Here is a 14,205-nt window from a genome sequence, read left to right as displayed (position 1 = left end):
GGGTATCAACATATCTGGCGTTGACTTTTGGCACGCTGTTGAGTTCTCAAGGAACGGACGCTTCCTTCGGACTGCCTTTCAGCAGACCCTCCGGGCTTTTCCCTTCGGTCTTTCTTTGTGTTTCCGACTCTACCAGACTCACTTCCGTGATCCTGACCCCCGGTCGGCGGGGACAATCTCTCGGCCTTTCGGCCTTTCCCTCCGAGTTTCCCCTTCGGTGTCTCCGACTCTATCAGACCCACTTTCGTGTTTCTGACCCCCGGCCGGCGGGGCCTTTCGAGCTTTTCGCCCTCCGGCGTGTCCACCACGTTAGAGCATTTCCCCGACCGATTCAAAATCGACCCGGACCATGAATTCAGCATGCGGGGACGCACGAGAAACAGGCCCGAAAGGGCAGATGCACCTAGGCAGTGGGTGCCACCTCCTGGGACGCTCAGCGTCACTTGGGGAACCGAACGGCTCCGTGGCAGCTCGGAGAACATTACGCAGCAGCCCCAGCGCCGTCAACTCGGGCCCGGAGTGTTCCGCGGCACACCCGCGGGCCCGCCGCGGAGGCCGTCCGCCTCGGTCAGGACGGCGGCCGGGTCAGTGCCCGCCGGCGCCGCGACGGGCGGCGTACATGCGGCCGATGACCTGTTCGATGTCGGGTTCGCGGATCGACAGGTCGAGCAGCGGGTAGTCCCGGGCGATCGCCGCGACCAGAGGTGCCGCCCGCACCGTGGCGGGGAAAGAGAGCCACTGCCGCGGGCCCTCGACCCGGACGGTACGTGCCCCGGGCACCGTGAGGGGCGGCAGCTCGCGTTCCAGGTCGACCACGAGCGTGCGTTCCCCGCCGTCGCTGCCGTGCAGCAGCGCCAGGTCGCCGTCGTGGACGATGCGCCCGTGGTCGATCACGATCACCCGGCGGCAGAGCTGCTCGATGTCGCCGAGGTCGTGGGTGGTCAGCAGGACGGTGGTGCCCTGCTCGGCGTTCAGCTCGCGCAGGAAGCTCCGGACGGTGGCCTTGCTGACGACGTCGAGGCCGATGGTCGGCTCGTCGAGGTAGAGCACCTCGGGGTCGTGCAGCAGCGCCGCGGCGATGTCGGCGCGCATCCGCTGCCCCAGGGACAGCTGGCGGACGGGGACCGGGAGCAGTTCGGCGAGGTCGAGCAGCTCGACGCAGCGGTCGAGGTTGCGGCGGAAGCGGGCGGGTTCGACGCGGTAGATGCGGCGGGCCAGCGCGTAGGAGTCCCGCAGCGGCAGGTCCCACCAGAGAGTGGTGCGCTGCCCGAAGACCACCCCGATGCGGCGGGCGAGGCGGGTGCGGTCCCGGGAGGGTTCGACGCCGGCGACCCGCAGCGTGCCGGCGGTCGGGGTGAGGATGCCGGTCAGCATCTTGATGGTGGTGGACTTCCCGGCCCCGTTGGGGCCGATGTAGCCGACCATCTCGCCGCGATCGATCCGGAAGCCGACCTCCTCCACGGCTCGGACCTCGGTGCGGGAGCGGCGCACCAGGCCGGCGCGGCGACGCACGGTGAAGACCTTCCGGAGCCCCTCCGCGACGATCAGCGGCTCGCCCGTGCCGCCGGACGGGTCCGGCGCGGCGCGGTGCCCCCGGTCGGGAGCGGCCGGGGCGGGGACGCGAGCGGGCCCGGCGGTGTCGGCGGTTTCGGACGGCCGTCCCCGGTGGGGGTCCGGCGCGGGGCGGGAGGCGGGATCGGGCATCGGTGGGGCTCCTTCCGTCAGCTTCCGGTGCTGCGGTAGCTGTTGACCGCGGCGCGCCACACCAGGGCGGCGACGCAGCAGGCCGCCGCGGCGACCAGCGGGGAGAGCCAGGCGGCGAAGCCCGGCAGGTCCAACGGGGCGTCCCGCCCCAGGAGGGTGGCGGCGGGCACCCAGTTGACGAAGGCGAGGGGGATCACCAGGGTGACGCCTCGCACCAGCTCACCGGCGAAGACGGTGGGCGGGTACTGGAGCAGGGTGTTGCCGCCGTAGGTGAAGGCGTTCTGGACCTCGGCGGCGTCCTGCGCCCAGAACTGGAAGGCGCCGCCGAGGGCGTAGAGCGCGCCGTAGATGCCGGCCCCGGCCAGCACCATGACCACGAGCAGCAGCCAGTCCAGGGGTGACCAGCCGGCGCGTACCGGGCCGAGCGCGACCAGTGCCCAGCCCATGACCAGGGCGCCCTGGGTGATGCGGCCGAGTCGGCGCAGCGCGAAGCGGTCGGCGGCGAGCTGGAGGAAGACCGGTACGGGCCGGACCAGGAGCGTGTCGACGGTGCCGTTACGGACGTTGGCGCCGACGCGGCTGACGTTGCCGACGAGGAGTTCGGTGATCCCCAGGGAGAGGCTGGTCGCGCCGTAGAGCAGGGCGACCTCGGCGACGGCGTAGCCGCCCAGCGCGTCGATGTGGGAGTACATGATCATGATGGCCACGAAGTCGAGGCCGGAGCCGATGAAGCTGCCGAGCAGCGCCATGGCGAACGAGGCGCGGTAGGTCAGGGAGGCGCGTATCCACATCCCCGCGGTGAGCGTGTAGGCGCGCAGCGCGTCAACCACCCTGGACCACCACCCTCCGGGTGGCGAGGAGTTGGAGCGCCCGGCCGGCCGCCAGCAGGGCGACGGCCCAGCACGCCTGGAAGAGCAGCCCGGTGAGGACGCCGGTGCCGGTGCGGCGTTCCAGCAGGATGTCGGCCGGTACCTGGAGCATCGCCGCCCACGGCAGGGCGCGGACGACGTCGCCGAGCAGCCCGGGGAAGACGGTGAGCGGCAGCAGCATGCCGGAGGCGAACACCCCGAGGAAGGTGCCGAGCATCAGCAGTCCGCTGCTGTCGAGCAGCCAGAAGGAGGCGAGGCCGAGCAGGTAGCGGATGGCGAAGCTGACGACGACGGCGCCCCACACCGAGAGCAGGAAGAGCAGCCAGACCAGCGGGTCGGTGGGGAGGTGCAGGTCGAAGGCGAGGGCGCCGCCGGCCATGGGGCCGACGCCGCGCCCCAGCAGCTGGAAGGCGGCACGGCCGCAGTCGTGGGCGAGCCACCACAGCTGGAGGTCGACGGGGCGGTGGAGGTCGATGGCGATGTCTCCGCTGCGGATGCGTTCCTGGAGCTCCTCCTGGAAGCCGCCGCCGAGCAGGGCGACCGCGCCGATCATGGCCTGGCCGACCCAGACGAAGGTGACGGCCTGCTCGGGGCCGTAGCCGCCGAGCTGGGGACGCTGGTCCCAGAGCGCCAGGTAGACGTAGGCCAGGACGAAGCCGAAGACGGTGTTGGTGAGCACCCCGGCCGCGGTGGCGACGCGGTAGGTGGCGTACCGGCGGAAGGCGCCGGCGGCGACGGCCGGGTAGACCGTCGCGGCGGGGCGCGGTCGCGCGTGCGCTGCCGCGGTCATGCGGCCCGACTCCTCGTGGTCCGTGGGTGGTGGCGAACCCGGTGAGAGTAGGGGAGCCGACGCGGTGCTGCCAGTGGTTTTCGCCCCGCGCGGGCCGCGCGCCCGGGTCGTGCAGGGGGCGCGCGGCGGGGGGGTCAGGCGCCGGTGCGGGGAGCGGTCTCGCCGCCGGCGGCGAGGGCGCGGCTGCGGTCGCGGGCCGCTTCGAGGGCGTCGAGGAACGCGGCGCGGACGCCGTGCTTCTCCAGTTCGCGGATGGCGTTGATGGTGGTCCCGGCCGGCGAGGTGACGGCCTCCCGGAGGGTGACAGGGTGGTCGCCGCTGTCGCGGAGCATGACGGAGGCGCCGTGGGCGGCCTGGACGATCAGGTCGTGGGCCTTGTCGCGGGGGAGGCCGAGCAGGATTCCGGCGTCGATCATGGCCTCGACGAGGAAGTAGAAGTACGCGGGGCCGGAGCCGGAGAGCGCGGTGGCGGCGTCCTGCTGGGACTCGGGCAGCCGGAGGGTCTTGCCGACGCTGTCGAAGATCTCCTCGGCGTGGCCGAGGTGCTCCTCGGTGGCGTGGGCGCCGGCGGAGATGACCGACATGGCCTCGTCCACCAGGGCGGGGGTGTTGGGCATGACGCGGACCACGGGGGTGCCGGCCGGGAGGCGCTCCTCGACGAAGGCGGTGGTGATGCCGGCGGCCGCGCTGATCACCAGCCGGTCCGGCGCGGTGTGGGGGGCCAGCTCGGTCAGGAGCGTCGCCATGTCCTGCGGTTTGACGGCGAGAATGAGGGTGTCTGCGCGGGTGGCGGCCTCGGCGTTGGTGACCACCTCGATGCCGTGGCGGGCGCGGAGCGCCTCGGCCCGTTCGGCGCGGCGGGCGGTGGCGAGCAGCCGGGCCGGCGGCCGGCCGCCGCGCAGCAGCCCGCCGAGGAGGGCTTCTCCGATCTTTCCTGCTCCGAGAACGGCGATCATCTGGCTCATGCGGTCATCGTCGCATCGGCGGGCGCCGGGACGGCGCGTTGTCCGGTTGCCGGTACCGGGGACGTGCGCCGGGCGGTGGGGGCGCCCGGCGGCCGCGTCGGATCAGGCGTCGGGGGCGCGCGTCAGGCGTCGGGGGCGCGGACCAGGGTGAGACGCACGACGTACTCCTCGGCGACGATGCCGTCGGGGAACTCGGCGCAGACCGCCTCGCGTTCCGCGTCGAGCAGCGGGGTGCGGTCGCCCGGCGGGAGGACCGCCAGCGTGGAGTGGGTGGCCAGGTTGTCGAGGTGGGTGTCGACGGGGACGCTGCGGGTCCAGCGGACCTCGTCGCGCACCGGCTCGATGCCGAGGCCGAGCCCTTCGATGATCGACGCGGCCTTCTCGGGGACGTCGGAGAGGCCGTGGTCGGGGGCGGCGGCCGCCAGGCGCTCCCCCTGGGCGCGCACCCACTCCTTCTCCGGGTCCGACACGTTCCACCACAGCGCGAGGGCGCCGCCGGGGCGCAGCACGCGCAGTGCCTCGGGGACGGAGCGCCGGGGCTCGGTCCAGTGCCAGGACTGGGCGTAGGTGACGAGGTCGAAGCTGCGGTCGGCGAAGGGGAGGGCGTCGCCGTCGGCGCGGACCAGCGGGAGCCCGGGGTGTGCGATGTTGAGCTGGCAGGCCATGGGCTCGGAGGGCTCCACGGCGGTCACCCGGGCGCCGTGCTGGTTGAGCAGTTGGCTCGCTATGCCGGTGCCGGCGCCGACGTCGAGTATCTCGGTGTCGGCGAGCGGGCGCCCGATGCGGGACTCGATCAGCTCGAACAGCTCCGGCGGGTAGCTGGGACGCGAGGCCGCGTACTCGGTCGCGACGGCGTCGAAGGACCGGGCGTAGGCGGAGTGCGGCAGCGGAGACGTCATGGCTGACGTCTCCCCCGGCGGCGGGGGAACTACACGGATCGGGCGCGGTGTTGGCCCGGGGGCCACGGGTGGGCGGCGTGCGGGGGCGGGCGTGACGGGGACGCCGTTCCCCTGCGGCACCGTGGTGCGTGGCACGACGGCGGTGTGGCGAACCGGGGCCGGCCGGCCCCGGGTCAGTAGGTCGCGGTGAGGCGGGCGAAGGCGACGACGTTGCCGAGGTAGCCGCCGGCGGAGCTGGAGAACGGTCCCCCGCAGGTGATGAGGCGCAGTTCGGGGGCGGCGCTCTGGCCGTAGACCAGCTCGTCCGGGAAGTCGTCGCGGTCGAAGACGTCGACGGCGGTGACGGTGAAGACGGCGGTCCGGCCGTCCGCGCGGTCGACCTCGACGGTGTCCCCGCGCTGGAGGGCGCCGAGGTCGTAGAAGACCGCGGGGCCCGTGGAGTTGTCCACGTGTCCGGTGATCAGCGAGGTGCCGGGCGAGCCCGGGGAGACACCGTCGCGGTACCAGCCGGCGAGGTCGGCCCGTTCCTCCGGCGGGACCTCGGGGCTGCCGGAGGGCTCCAGCCCGTAGCCGGCGAGGGGGGCGTCGACGGATATCGCCGGTATGCGCACCGTCAGCGGGGTGGACGGCGGCAGTTCGGTGACGCCGCTCGGGGCGCTGCCGGGGGCGGCCGCGGTGACGGCGGTGTCGCTGTCGCGGACGCCGTCTGCGGCGGCGGGCTGCGGCGGGTCGGTGCGGCCCTCGCCGTGGTTCATCGCGACGGTGCCGGTGATCAGCGCGGCCGCCGCGACGGTGGTGACGGCGGCGGTCAGTGTCTTCTCCGAGACCTTCATGGGGGACCCGTTCCGTTGGGTGGGGGCGGGTTGGGCGGAGGACGTGGTGTGGACCGGCCCCCCGGTGGCTGGTGCCCCCGGGGGGCCGAAGCGGGCCCGGCGCTGACCGCGGAGGTCGGGCGGCAGGGCAGGGCCCGGACTCGGTGCGCACCTCATGGGTGCGGCCGGGGCGGAGAGCGGTGCGTCAGCGGTCGTCCGAGGCGGCGCGCCTGCGCAGCACCCAGGCGCCGCCGGCGCCGACCGCGAACAGCACGGCGGCGGAGCCGGCGATCACCGCGGCGGTGCTGTCCGCCCCGCCGACGCCGCCGCTGACCCCGCCCGAGGGCGCCGTGGGGCCGGCGGTCGCGGTGGGGGCGGTGGTGGGCGACGCGGTCGCGGTGGGGGTGCTGGTGGGGGAAGCGGTCGGGGAGGTGGTGGAGCCTGCCTGCACCACCCGCAGGGTCCCGGTGACGACGTCGCCGTTGGCGCAGGTGACGCCCACCCCGTAGTCGCCGGCGGTGGCGCGCGACGGCACGGTGAAGCCGCCGATCAGGATCTCGGGCTGCACGCCGGGGCGCAGGGTGAAGGTGCCGCCGCCGACCGTGGTGGCGTCGCCGCGGGCGGTGTCGTCACCGTCGCAGTCGGCGGTGTTGACGGCGACCGCGTCGCCGGGGTGGGCGGGGTTGGGGAAGAGTTCGACGGTGCCGTCGTCCTGGGCGTGGGCGGCACCGGCGGAGAGTCCGAGGGATATGAGTACGGCGGTGGCGGTGGCGAGGCCACGGCCGTGGCGGGTCAGGCGCATCTGGTCCTCCGCTGGGAGCACGGCGGCGGTGCGCGCGTCGCACCGCTTGTTCCGATACGACCCGGATTCCCGGCCGGGCGCGCGGCGGGGGCGGCGGCCGCGCCGGGGCGGCGGGGTGGTTCGCTGACAGTCGCCCGGTGACATATCCGCTGGTCACGACGGTGTCGAGGAGGCGCGGGGCGGTCGGCGCAAGTTGCGGCGAACGGGCGACACTCCGATGGCCGAGGTGGTGGCGGCGGGGCACGGTGGGAGGGCGGCCGGGGGCTGCCGGGCGCTGTGTCCGGGGCCGGCCCGGCGCCGGTCCGCAGCGGGAGCGCGGCGGGACCGGTGGAAAGGGCGCGTGGCCGGCCCGGGCCCGGGCAGCAGCGCGTCAGGGACGAATCAGATCCGAGCGAGACGAGGGAGACCACCGTGCGCACCCTGTACGCCTTCATCTGCACCAGCCTCGACGGGCGCACCGCCGCCCCCGGCGGTGACCTCTCCTGGCAGGCGCTCGACGAGGAGTTCGACGCCCTCTCGCTCAACCAGCTGGTGGAGACCGACGCCGTGCTCCTGGGCCGCCGCACCTACGAGGAGATGGCGGCGTACTGGCCCACCGAGACGGGCCGGGAGTACAACCCGCGGGTGGCGGAGCTGATGAACGGGCTGCCGAAGCTGGTGGTCTCCTCGACGCTGCGCGAGACGCCGTGGGAGAACAGCGAGCTGCTGCCGCTGGGGCAGGGCGGGTTGGCCGGGACGGTCGCGGAGCTCAAGGAGCGGCCCGGGCGGGCGATGGCCGTCCTCGGCAGCCCGACGCTGATCGCGGGGCTGCTGACGGCGGGGGTCCTCGACGAACTGCGGGTGCACGTCAGCCCGGTCGTGCTCGGCGAGGGGCCGTCGCTGCTGGAGACGCTGCCCGGCCGCACGGAGCTGCGGCTGGCGGACTCCCGGGCGCTCGGTTCGGGGGCCGTGCTCTCGACCTACCGCCCCTGACGGACGGTTGCGGGCGCCGCCGGACCGGCGGTCAGCGCCGGCGGCGGCCCTTCTCGCCCCGCCGGGAGGGGTTGCCCGAGCGCTTGGAGGTGCGGCGCCGGTACTGGCTCAGCTCCTGCTCGTACGCGGTCCGGCGAAGCTGCTCCCCCGGCGCCTCCAGGCCGCTGCGGATGCCGTAGGCGAGCAGGACGCCGACGAAGCCGATCGCCTTGATCGAGCGGAAGGCGTGCTCGTCGCCGGGGGCCGGCCGCTTGTACGAGGCCCAGGTGCGGTTGAACGCGACCGCCGAGCAGATGGCGAACGCCAGCACGAGGAGGGTGGTCAGCCAGGTGGCGGAGTCCGCGATGTAGAGCCCGGCGTATACCAGGCGGAGCAGCACCACGCCGACGACGGCGAGCGAGACCGCCGCCAGCCCCAGCGCGAACCGGCGCAGCGGGTACAGCCCGGAGCGGTCCACCCATGTCGTGCCGTAGAAGCGGATGGGCTCGGGCTTCGGGGCGTCGTCGCCCTCGGCGACGCTCTGCGGCTCCTTGCTCATGGCGGACATTATGACGGGCGCCGCCCGGAGCGGGAGGGGGAGGTCGGCGGAAGCGGGCGTTCCGCCCGTGGCGCGCCGGCTCGGCCGCGGCTCAGAGGGTGTGGACGGCGGTGAGGTCGACGTCGACGGGGAACGGCGCGGACACCTTCAGCCGGTCGTGGAAGATGCCGGTCGGCACGTAGGTGCCGGTGACGTCGTCGCGCTCGTAGACGTAGACGACAGGGTTCTCGTCGTCGGCGGACATCTCCACCCGCCAGAAGTGCCGGATGCCGGCGGCGGCGTACTTGTGCGGCTTGGTGTCGCGGTCCCGCGCCGTGGAGTCCGGCGAGACCACCTCGACCGCGAGGACGACGTCCTCGGCCTGGTAGCGGGTGGTGGTGAGGCCGCGCGCGGCGGCCTGCGCGGAGACCACGGCGAGGTCGGGCTCCGGCGCGTTCCGGGTGTCCAGGACGACCGTGGTCTCACGCCGGACACGCAGGCTCGCCGGTGCATGGCTGCGGAGGGCCATCTCCAGCAGGGTGATGGTCAGCGCGTGGAAGTCCCGCTGCGGACTCATGAAGACGAGGCTCCCGTCGATCAGCTCGGTGTGCGGCGGGAGGTCGGGGAGCCGGTAGAGGTCCTCCACGGTCCAGCCGCCTTCGGGCGGCACCGGCCAGGAGACGGGGCGGCGCGGTTCGGCGGCGGTCATGAGTCCTCCCATGCACGGGATTCTGCCTCGTGCCGCCCACACTACCCAGCGCAGAAAGGGTTCACCGGACCGAACGAGCGAAACACCCGCGAACCCGCCCGTAGGCGGCGACCCGGTGGTAGAGCGGGCGGAGCGGCGGCGGCCCGGGGAGTGAGGTGACGACGCCGCCCTCCGCCCGGAGCGGGCGGAGGGCGGCGTGGTGACGTGCGGGGGCTTCGGGCGGTCAGCCCTCCAGCTTGGTGATGTCGCGGACGGCGCCCTTGTCGGCGCTGGTCGCCATGGCGGCGTAGGCGCGCAGCGCCAGCGAGACCTTGCGCTCGCGGTCGACGGGCCGGTACTGCCCGTCGAGCGCCTCGCGGCGGGCGGCGAGCGTGGCGTCGTCCACCTTGAGCTCGATGGTGCGGTTCGGGATGTCGATGGCGATGAGGTCGCCGCTCTCGACGAGGGCGATGGTGCCGCCGGCCGCGGCCTCGGGGGAGACGTGGCCGATGGAGAGCCCGGAGGTCCCGCCCGAGAACCGGCCGTCGGTGATCAGCGCGCACTTGGCGCCCAGGCCGCGCCCCTTGAGGAAGGCGGTCGGGTAGAGCATCTCCTGCATGCCGGGGCCGCCCTTGGGGCCCTCGTAGCGGACGACGACCACGTCGCCCTCGGTGACGCGCTTCTGGAGGATCGCCTCGACGGCTGCCTCCTGCGACTCCACGACGACGGCGGGGCCGGTGAAGGTCCAGATCGACTCGTCGACGCCGGCCGTCTTCACGACGCAGCCGTCGGCGGCGAGGTTGCCGTAGAGCACCGCGAGACCGCCGTCGGCGCTGTAGGCGTGCGCGGCGTCGCGGATGCAGCCGCCGGCGGCGTCGGTGTCCAGGGTGTCCCAGCGCTCCGACTGCGAGAAGGCGGTGGCGGAGCGGACGCAGCCCGGCGCCGCGTAGAACATCTCGGTGGCCTCCGGGGAGGGCGAGCCACCGCGGATGTCCCAGCTCTTGAGCCACTCACCGAGTGAGTCGGCGTGCACGGCGTGCACGTCCTCGTGGAGGTGGCCGGCGCGGTGCAGCTCGCCCAGGATGGCGGGGATGCCGCCGGCCCGGTGGACGTCCTCCATGTGGTAGTCGCCGTTGGGCGCGACCTTGCAGACGCACGGCACCCGGCGGGAGACCGCGTCGATGTCGCTCATGGTGAAGTCGAGGCCGGCTTCCTGGGCGGCGGCCAGCAGGTGCAGCACGGTGTTGGTGGAGCCGCCCATGGCGACGTCCAGCGCCATGGCGTTCTCGAAGGCGGCGCGCGAGGCGACGGCGCGGGGCAGCACCGTGGCGTCGTCCTGGTCGTAGTGGCGCTTGGTGATCTCCACGACGGTGCGCCCGGCGGCCTCGTACAGCTCGCGGCGGGCGGTGTGGGTAGCGAGCACCGAGCCGTTGCCCGGCAGGCCGAGCCCCAGCGCCTCGACCAGGCAGTTCATCGAGTTGGCGGTGAACATGCCCGAACAGGAGCCGCAGGTCGGACAGGCGGCTTCCTCGATGCGCTCCAGGTCCTCGTCGGAGACGGTGTCGGAGACCGCCTCGGACATGGCGTGCACCAGGTCCAGGTTGGAGCGGACGGTGCCGTCGACCAGCGTCGTCTTGCCCGCCTCCATCGGTCCGCCCGAGACGAAGACCGTGGGGATGTTGAGGCGCAGCGCGGCCATCAGCATGCCCGGGGTGATCTTGTCGCAGTTGGAGATGCAGATCAGCGCGTCGGCGCAGTGCGCCTCGGTCATGTACTCGACCGAGTCGGCGATCAGGTCGCGGGAGGGCAGGGAGTAGAGCATGCCGCCGTGGCCCATGGCGATGCCGTCGTCGACCGCGATGGTGTTGAACTCGCGGGGGATGCCGCCTGCGGCGCTGATGGCCTCGGAGACGATCCGGCCCACCGGCTGGAGGTGGGTGTGGCCGGGGACGAACTCCGTGAAGCTGTTGGCGACGGCGATGATCGGCTTGCCGAAGTCCTCGCGCGCTACGCCGGCGGCGCGCAGGAGGGAGCGTGCCCCCGCCATGTTGCGGCCGTGGGTGACGGTACGGGACCTCAGTGTCGGCATGGCTCGGCGCTCCCGGGAGGGTGTCGGTGCTGCGGTCGGTTCAGGTGTGTGGTCCGGTCGCGGTCGCGCCGCTCGGCGTGACCGCGGGCGGGGCGGCCCCCGGGCCGTGCGCGGCGCTGGCGTCGCGCGTGTCCGACGGTGCCCCGGGTGTCGAGGGTACGCGCCCCGCCCGCCTGGCGGGACGCTCATACCGGATCGTGAGACCGTCGGCCGCCCCGTGGGCGGGGTGCGCCCCGGTCCGAGGCGCACCCCGCCGAACGCCGTCCGGGGCGGCCGGACGGGCTCCGGGGGCTGTCAGCCGCAGCCGGAGCCGCAGCCGCCGGCCGGTGCGTCGGCCGGGTGCGGGGCGAGCAGCGGCAGCGGCCGGGCGCCGTCCGGCAGCCCGGGCGGGGCGGTCGCCGCCAGCCGCGCCTCGCAGAGCCCGACCAGCACCTCGTACCCCTCCTTGCCCATCAGTTCGACGAGTTCGGGCCCGTAGGAGAGGTACACGGGGCGCTGCGCGCCGTGGGCGGAGGGCGCGCCGGTGCACCACCAGTGCAGGTCGTGGCCGCCCGGCCCCCAGCCGCGGCGGTCGTACTCGCCGATGGAGACGATCAGCTGCTCCTCGCCGTCGGGCCGCTCGACCCACTCGTAGGTGCGGCGCACCGGCAGCTGCCAGCAGACGTCCGGTTTGGTCTCCAGCGGCTCGCGCCCCTCGCGCAGGGCGAGGGTGTGCAGGGCGCAGCCCTCGCCGCCGGGGAAGCCGGGCCGGTTGAGGAAGAGGCAGGCGCCGTCGACGCGGCGGGTCTGGCGTTCGCCGTCGTCGTCCAGCCCGACGAAGCCGTCCGGGCCGGTGCCCTCCGCGTGGTACTGCCACGTCTCGGGGGTGAGGCGCGCGGCGTGGTGCGCGACGCGCTCCTCGTCCTCCTCGTCGGAGAAGTGCGCGCCCAGCGTGCAGCAGCCGTCGCTCGCGCGCCCGGCGCGGATGCCCTGGCAGCCTCGGCCGAAAACGCAGTTCCAACCGGACGTCAGCCAGGTCAGGTCGCAGCGGAAGACCTGCTCGGCGTCGGCGGGGTCCGCGAACTCGACCCAGGCGCGGGGGAAGTCGAGGCCCACTTCGTCGCCGGCGGCGCGGCGGCTCGCGCCGTCCATCCGGACGGGCTCGGAGGCGGGCTCACCCGCCGCCTGGCCTCGGGCTTTCCGTCTTTTGCCGAGCTTTGCCCGATTCGTCGATGTCACACCGCCAGGGTACGGGGAAGGAGTAGCGTGGCGGCCCATGAGACTAGGTGTTCTCGATGTGGGATCGAATACGGTCCATCTGCTGGTCGTCGACGCGCATCCCGGGGCCCGCCCGTTGCCCGCCTACTCCCACAAGGCGGAGCTGCGGCTCGCCGAGCTGTTGGACTCCTCGGGCGCCATCGGCGGCGACGGGATAGACCGGTTGATCTCCACGGTGCACGACGCGTTGACGGTGGCGGAGGACCGGGGTGTCGCCGAGGTGCTGCCGTTCGCGACGTCGGCGGTGCGGGACGCCACCAACGCGGACGAGGTACTGCGGCGTGTCGAGGCCGCGACCGGGGTGACGCTGCAGGTCCTCTCGGGTGCCGACGAGGCGCGACTGACGTTCCTGGCGGCGCGGCGCTGGCTGGGCTGGTCCGCCGGCCGACTGCTGATGGTCGACATCGGCGGCGGTTCGCTGGAGATCGCCTTCGGGACGGACGAGGAACCGGACGCGGCGGTCTCGCTGCCGCTGGGCGCCGGGCGGCTGACGGCCGGACGGCTGCCGGGCGACCCGCCGGACCCGGCCGACGTGCGGACGCTGCGGCGGTCGGTGCGCTCGGAGATCGCGCAGGTGGTGGGCGAGTTCACCAGGATCGGCGCGCCGGACCGGGTGGTGGGCACTTCCAAGACCTTGAAGCAGTTGGCCCGGCTGACCGGGGCAGCCCGCAGTTCGGAGGGCCAGTACGTGCCGCGGCATCTGGCGGCGGACGCGCTGCGGTCGTGGACGCCGAAGCTGGCGGCGCTGCCGACCCGGGAGCGGGCGCTGCTGCCGGGTGTCTCGGAGGGGCGGGCGCACCAGCTGGTCGCGGGGGCGGTGGTGGCGGAGGCCGCGATGGACCTGTTCGGGGTCACGTCGATGGAGATCTGTCCGTGGGCGCTGCGGGAGGGCGTGATCCTGCGGCGGCTGGACCGGATGCGCGCGGCCTGACCGCGGCGGGGTCGCCCGGGTGGCGGCCCGCCCCCGGAAGGTGCTGCGGTCAGGGGGTACGGCGGCGGAGGGTGGCGGCGCCGAGCGCCAGCACCGCGACGGCGACGGCACCGACGACGACGACGTCCCGGACGTAGGCCGCCGTGACGCCGGGATGGTTGACGAGCTCGGTCATGCCGTCGACCGCGTAGGAGAGCGGCAGCACGTCGGAGACGGCCGACAGCACCGGTTGCATGCTGTCCCGGGGGACGAAGAGGCCGCAGAGCAGGATCTGCGGGACGATCACCGCGGGGCAGAACTGCACCGCCTGGAACTCGGTGGCGGCGAACGCCGAGACGAACAGCCCGAGGGCCATCCCCAGCAGGGCGTTGAGCACGGCGACGACCAGCAGCAGCCACGGCGAGCCGGCCGGCCGCAGGTCGAGGACGAAGACCGCGGCGGAGGTGGCCGAGGCGGCCTGGACGACGGCGAGTCCGCCGAACGCGAGGGCGTAGCCGGCGATCAGGCCGACCCGCGCCGGCGGCATGGTGAGCAGCCTCTCCAGGGTTGCCGCCGGACCGTTCCCGCTCCGGTGGCGATGGAGGTCACCAGGAACATGGTGACCAGCGGGAAGACGCCGAGCAGGATGGCGCCGATGCGGGTGAAGCCGGTGCGGTCGGCGTCGAAGACGTAGTACAGCAGGATCAGCAGCAGGACGGGCACGAGCAGCAGCAGCGCGACGGTGCGCGGGTCGTGGGCCAGCTGCCGCAGCACGCGCAGCGCCGTCGCGCCGGTGCACGTCAGGTGGGCGGCGGCGCGGGCGCGGCCGGGGCGGCTCCGGCCGGAACAGGAAGTCGACGTTGTCCGTGATGTCGGAGAGCACCGTGAGGCGGGTCTGGGCCAGCGGCGCGAGGGCGGCGAAGGCCTCGGC

13 protein-coding genes and 1 pseudogene are annotated in these 14,205 nt (G+C 73.9%); 2 read left to right on the top strand and 12 right to left on the bottom strand.

Features of this window, described 5'->3' with window-relative positions:
- Window positions 1–585: 585 nt before the first annotated feature.
- The 7 genes from HCN56_RS17120 to HCN56_RS17090 all read right to left on the bottom strand — a co-directional run bounded on the left by HCN56_RS17120 (window position 586) and on the right by HCN56_RS17090 (window position 6,841).
- Window positions 586–1,704, bottom strand: a complete 1,119-nt coding sequence (locus HCN56_RS17120; RefSeq protein WP_167972096.1) for an ABC transporter ATP-binding protein — start codon at window positions 1,702–1,704, stop codon at window positions 586–588.
- A gap of 17 nt (window positions 1,705–1,721) precedes the next feature.
- Window positions 1,722–2,534, bottom strand: a complete 813-nt coding sequence (locus HCN56_RS17115; RefSeq protein ID WP_376770887.1) for an ABC transporter permease — start codon at window positions 2,532–2,534, stop codon at window positions 1,722–1,724.
- Window positions 2,527–3,363, bottom strand: coding sequence for an ABC transporter permease (locus tag HCN56_RS17110; RefSeq protein WP_167972094.1), 837 nt, complete (start codon window positions 3,361–3,363; stop codon window positions 2,527–2,529). The genes HCN56_RS17115 and HCN56_RS17110 overlap by 8 nt, the downstream gene beginning before the upstream one ends.
- A gap of 134 nt (window positions 3,364–3,497) precedes the next feature.
- Window positions 3,498–4,328 carry a pyrroline-5-carboxylate reductase gene (proC, locus tag HCN56_RS17105; protein WP_167972092.1) on the bottom strand — a complete coding sequence of 277 codons (831 nt, stop codon included), beginning with the start codon at window positions 4,326–4,328 and terminating at the stop codon, window positions 3,498–3,500.
- A gap of 122 nt (window positions 4,329–4,450) precedes the next feature.
- Window positions 4,451–5,227 (bottom strand): class I SAM-dependent methyltransferase, encoded by a 777-nt coding sequence (locus HCN56_RS17100; RefSeq protein WP_167972090.1) that lies wholly within the window; start codon window positions 5,225–5,227, stop codon window positions 4,451–4,453.
- Between the two features lie 173 nt (window positions 5,228–5,400).
- Window positions 5,401–6,060 (bottom strand): class F sortase, encoded by a 660-nt coding sequence (locus tag HCN56_RS17095; RefSeq protein ID WP_245246662.1) that lies wholly within the window; start codon window positions 6,058–6,060, stop codon window positions 5,401–5,403.
- A gap of 184 nt (window positions 6,061–6,244) precedes the next feature.
- Complete coding sequence (locus tag HCN56_RS17090) at window positions 6,245–6,841, bottom strand: hypothetical protein (protein WP_167972088.1); 597 nt, start codon at window positions 6,839–6,841, stop codon at window positions 6,245–6,247.
- A gap of 411 nt (window positions 6,842–7,252) precedes the next feature.
- Between HCN56_RS17090 and HCN56_RS17085 the strand changes: the two genes are divergently transcribed.
- Complete coding sequence (locus HCN56_RS17085; protein ID WP_167972087.1) at window positions 7,253–7,813, top strand: dihydrofolate reductase family protein; 561 nt, start codon at window positions 7,253–7,255, stop codon at window positions 7,811–7,813.
- Window positions 7,814–7,844: 31 nt separating this feature from the next.
- Here the strand turns inward: HCN56_RS17085 and HCN56_RS17080 are convergent, their stop codons facing one another.
- The 4 genes from HCN56_RS17080 to HCN56_RS17065 all read right to left on the bottom strand — a co-directional run bounded on the left by HCN56_RS17080 (window position 7,845) and on the right by HCN56_RS17065 (window position 12,325).
- Entirely contained in the window at window positions 7,845–8,351 is a 507-nt protein-coding gene (locus tag HCN56_RS17080) for a hypothetical protein (RefSeq protein WP_245246660.1), read from the bottom strand.
- A gap of 91 nt (window positions 8,352–8,442) precedes the next feature.
- Window positions 8,443–9,051, bottom strand: coding sequence for a Uma2 family endonuclease (locus HCN56_RS17075; protein WP_209312856.1), 609 nt, complete (start codon window positions 9,049–9,051; stop codon window positions 8,443–8,445).
- A 211-nt stretch (window positions 9,052–9,262) separates the two neighbouring features.
- Complete coding sequence (gene ilvD / locus HCN56_RS17070) at window positions 9,263–11,107, bottom strand: dihydroxy-acid dehydratase (RefSeq protein WP_167972083.1); 1,845 nt, start codon at window positions 11,105–11,107, stop codon at window positions 9,263–9,265.
- 294 nt (window positions 11,108–11,401) lie between these two features.
- Window positions 11,402–12,325 (bottom strand): DUF3109 family protein, encoded by a 924-nt coding sequence (locus tag HCN56_RS17065; RefSeq protein ID WP_376770886.1) that lies wholly within the window; start codon window positions 12,323–12,325, stop codon window positions 11,402–11,404.
- A gap of 37 nt (window positions 12,326–12,362) precedes the next feature.
- Here HCN56_RS17065 and HCN56_RS17060 point away from each other — a divergent pair, with 37 nt between their 5' ends.
- Window positions 12,363–13,295, top strand: coding sequence for a Ppx/GppA family phosphatase (locus HCN56_RS17060; RefSeq protein ID WP_167972082.1), 933 nt, complete (start codon window positions 12,363–12,365; stop codon window positions 13,293–13,295).
- 49 nt (window positions 13,296–13,344) lie between these two features.
- Here the strand turns inward: HCN56_RS17060 and HCN56_RS17055 are convergent.
- Window positions 13,345–14,078: pseudogene (locus HCN56_RS17055) on the bottom strand (ABC transporter permease).
- Between the last annotated feature and the right edge of the window lie 127 nt (window positions 14,079–14,205).

It is taken from the genome of Streptomyces lonarensis (genome assembly GCF_012033735.1).
Classification (GTDB): domain Bacteria; phylum Actinomycetota; class Actinomycetes; order Streptomycetales; family Streptomycetaceae; genus Streptomyces; species Streptomyces lonarensis.
The sequence above is the reverse complement of the archived record's forward strand: the minus strand, read 5'-3'. Positions and strand labels throughout refer to the sequence as shown.

Excerpts from the sequence above, each read along its gene's own strand:
- HCN56_RS17080 (WP_245246660.1), bottom strand. The coding sequence starts at position 8,351 with ATGAGCAAGGAGCCGCAGAGCGTCGCCGAGGGCGACGACGCCCCGAAG.
- HCN56_RS17090 (WP_167972088.1), bottom strand. The coding sequence starts at position 6,841 with ATGCGCCTGACCCGCCACGGCCGTGGCCTCGCCACCGCCACCGCCGTA.
- HCN56_RS17060 (WP_167972082.1), top strand. The coding sequence starts at position 12,363 with ATGAGACTAGGTGTTCTCGATGTGGGATCGAATACGGTCCATCTGCTG.
- ilvD (WP_167972083.1), bottom strand. The coding sequence starts at position 11,107 with ATGCCGACACTGAGGTCCCGTACCGTCACCCACGGCCGCAACATGGCG.
- HCN56_RS17100 (WP_167972090.1), bottom strand. The coding sequence starts at position 5,227 with ATGACGTCTCCGCTGCCGCACTCCGCCTACGCCCGGTCCTTCGACGCC.
- HCN56_RS17120 (WP_167972096.1), bottom strand. The coding sequence starts at position 1,704 with ATGCCCGATCCCGCCTCCCGCCCCGCGCCGGACCCCCACCGGGGACGG.
- proC (WP_167972092.1), bottom strand. The coding sequence starts at position 4,328 with ATGAGCCAGATGATCGCCGTTCTCGGAGCAGGAAAGATCGGAGAAGCC.
- HCN56_RS17110 (WP_167972094.1), bottom strand. The coding sequence starts at position 3,363 with ATGACCGCGGCAGCGCACGCGCGACCGCGCCCCGCCGCGACGGTCTAC.
- HCN56_RS17075 (WP_209312856.1), bottom strand. The coding sequence starts at position 9,051 with ATGGGAGGACTCATGACCGCCGCCGAACCGCGCCGCCCCGTCTCCTGG.
- HCN56_RS17095 (WP_245246662.1), bottom strand. The coding sequence starts at position 6,060 with ATGAAGGTCTCGGAGAAGACACTGACCGCCGCCGTCACCACCGTCGCG.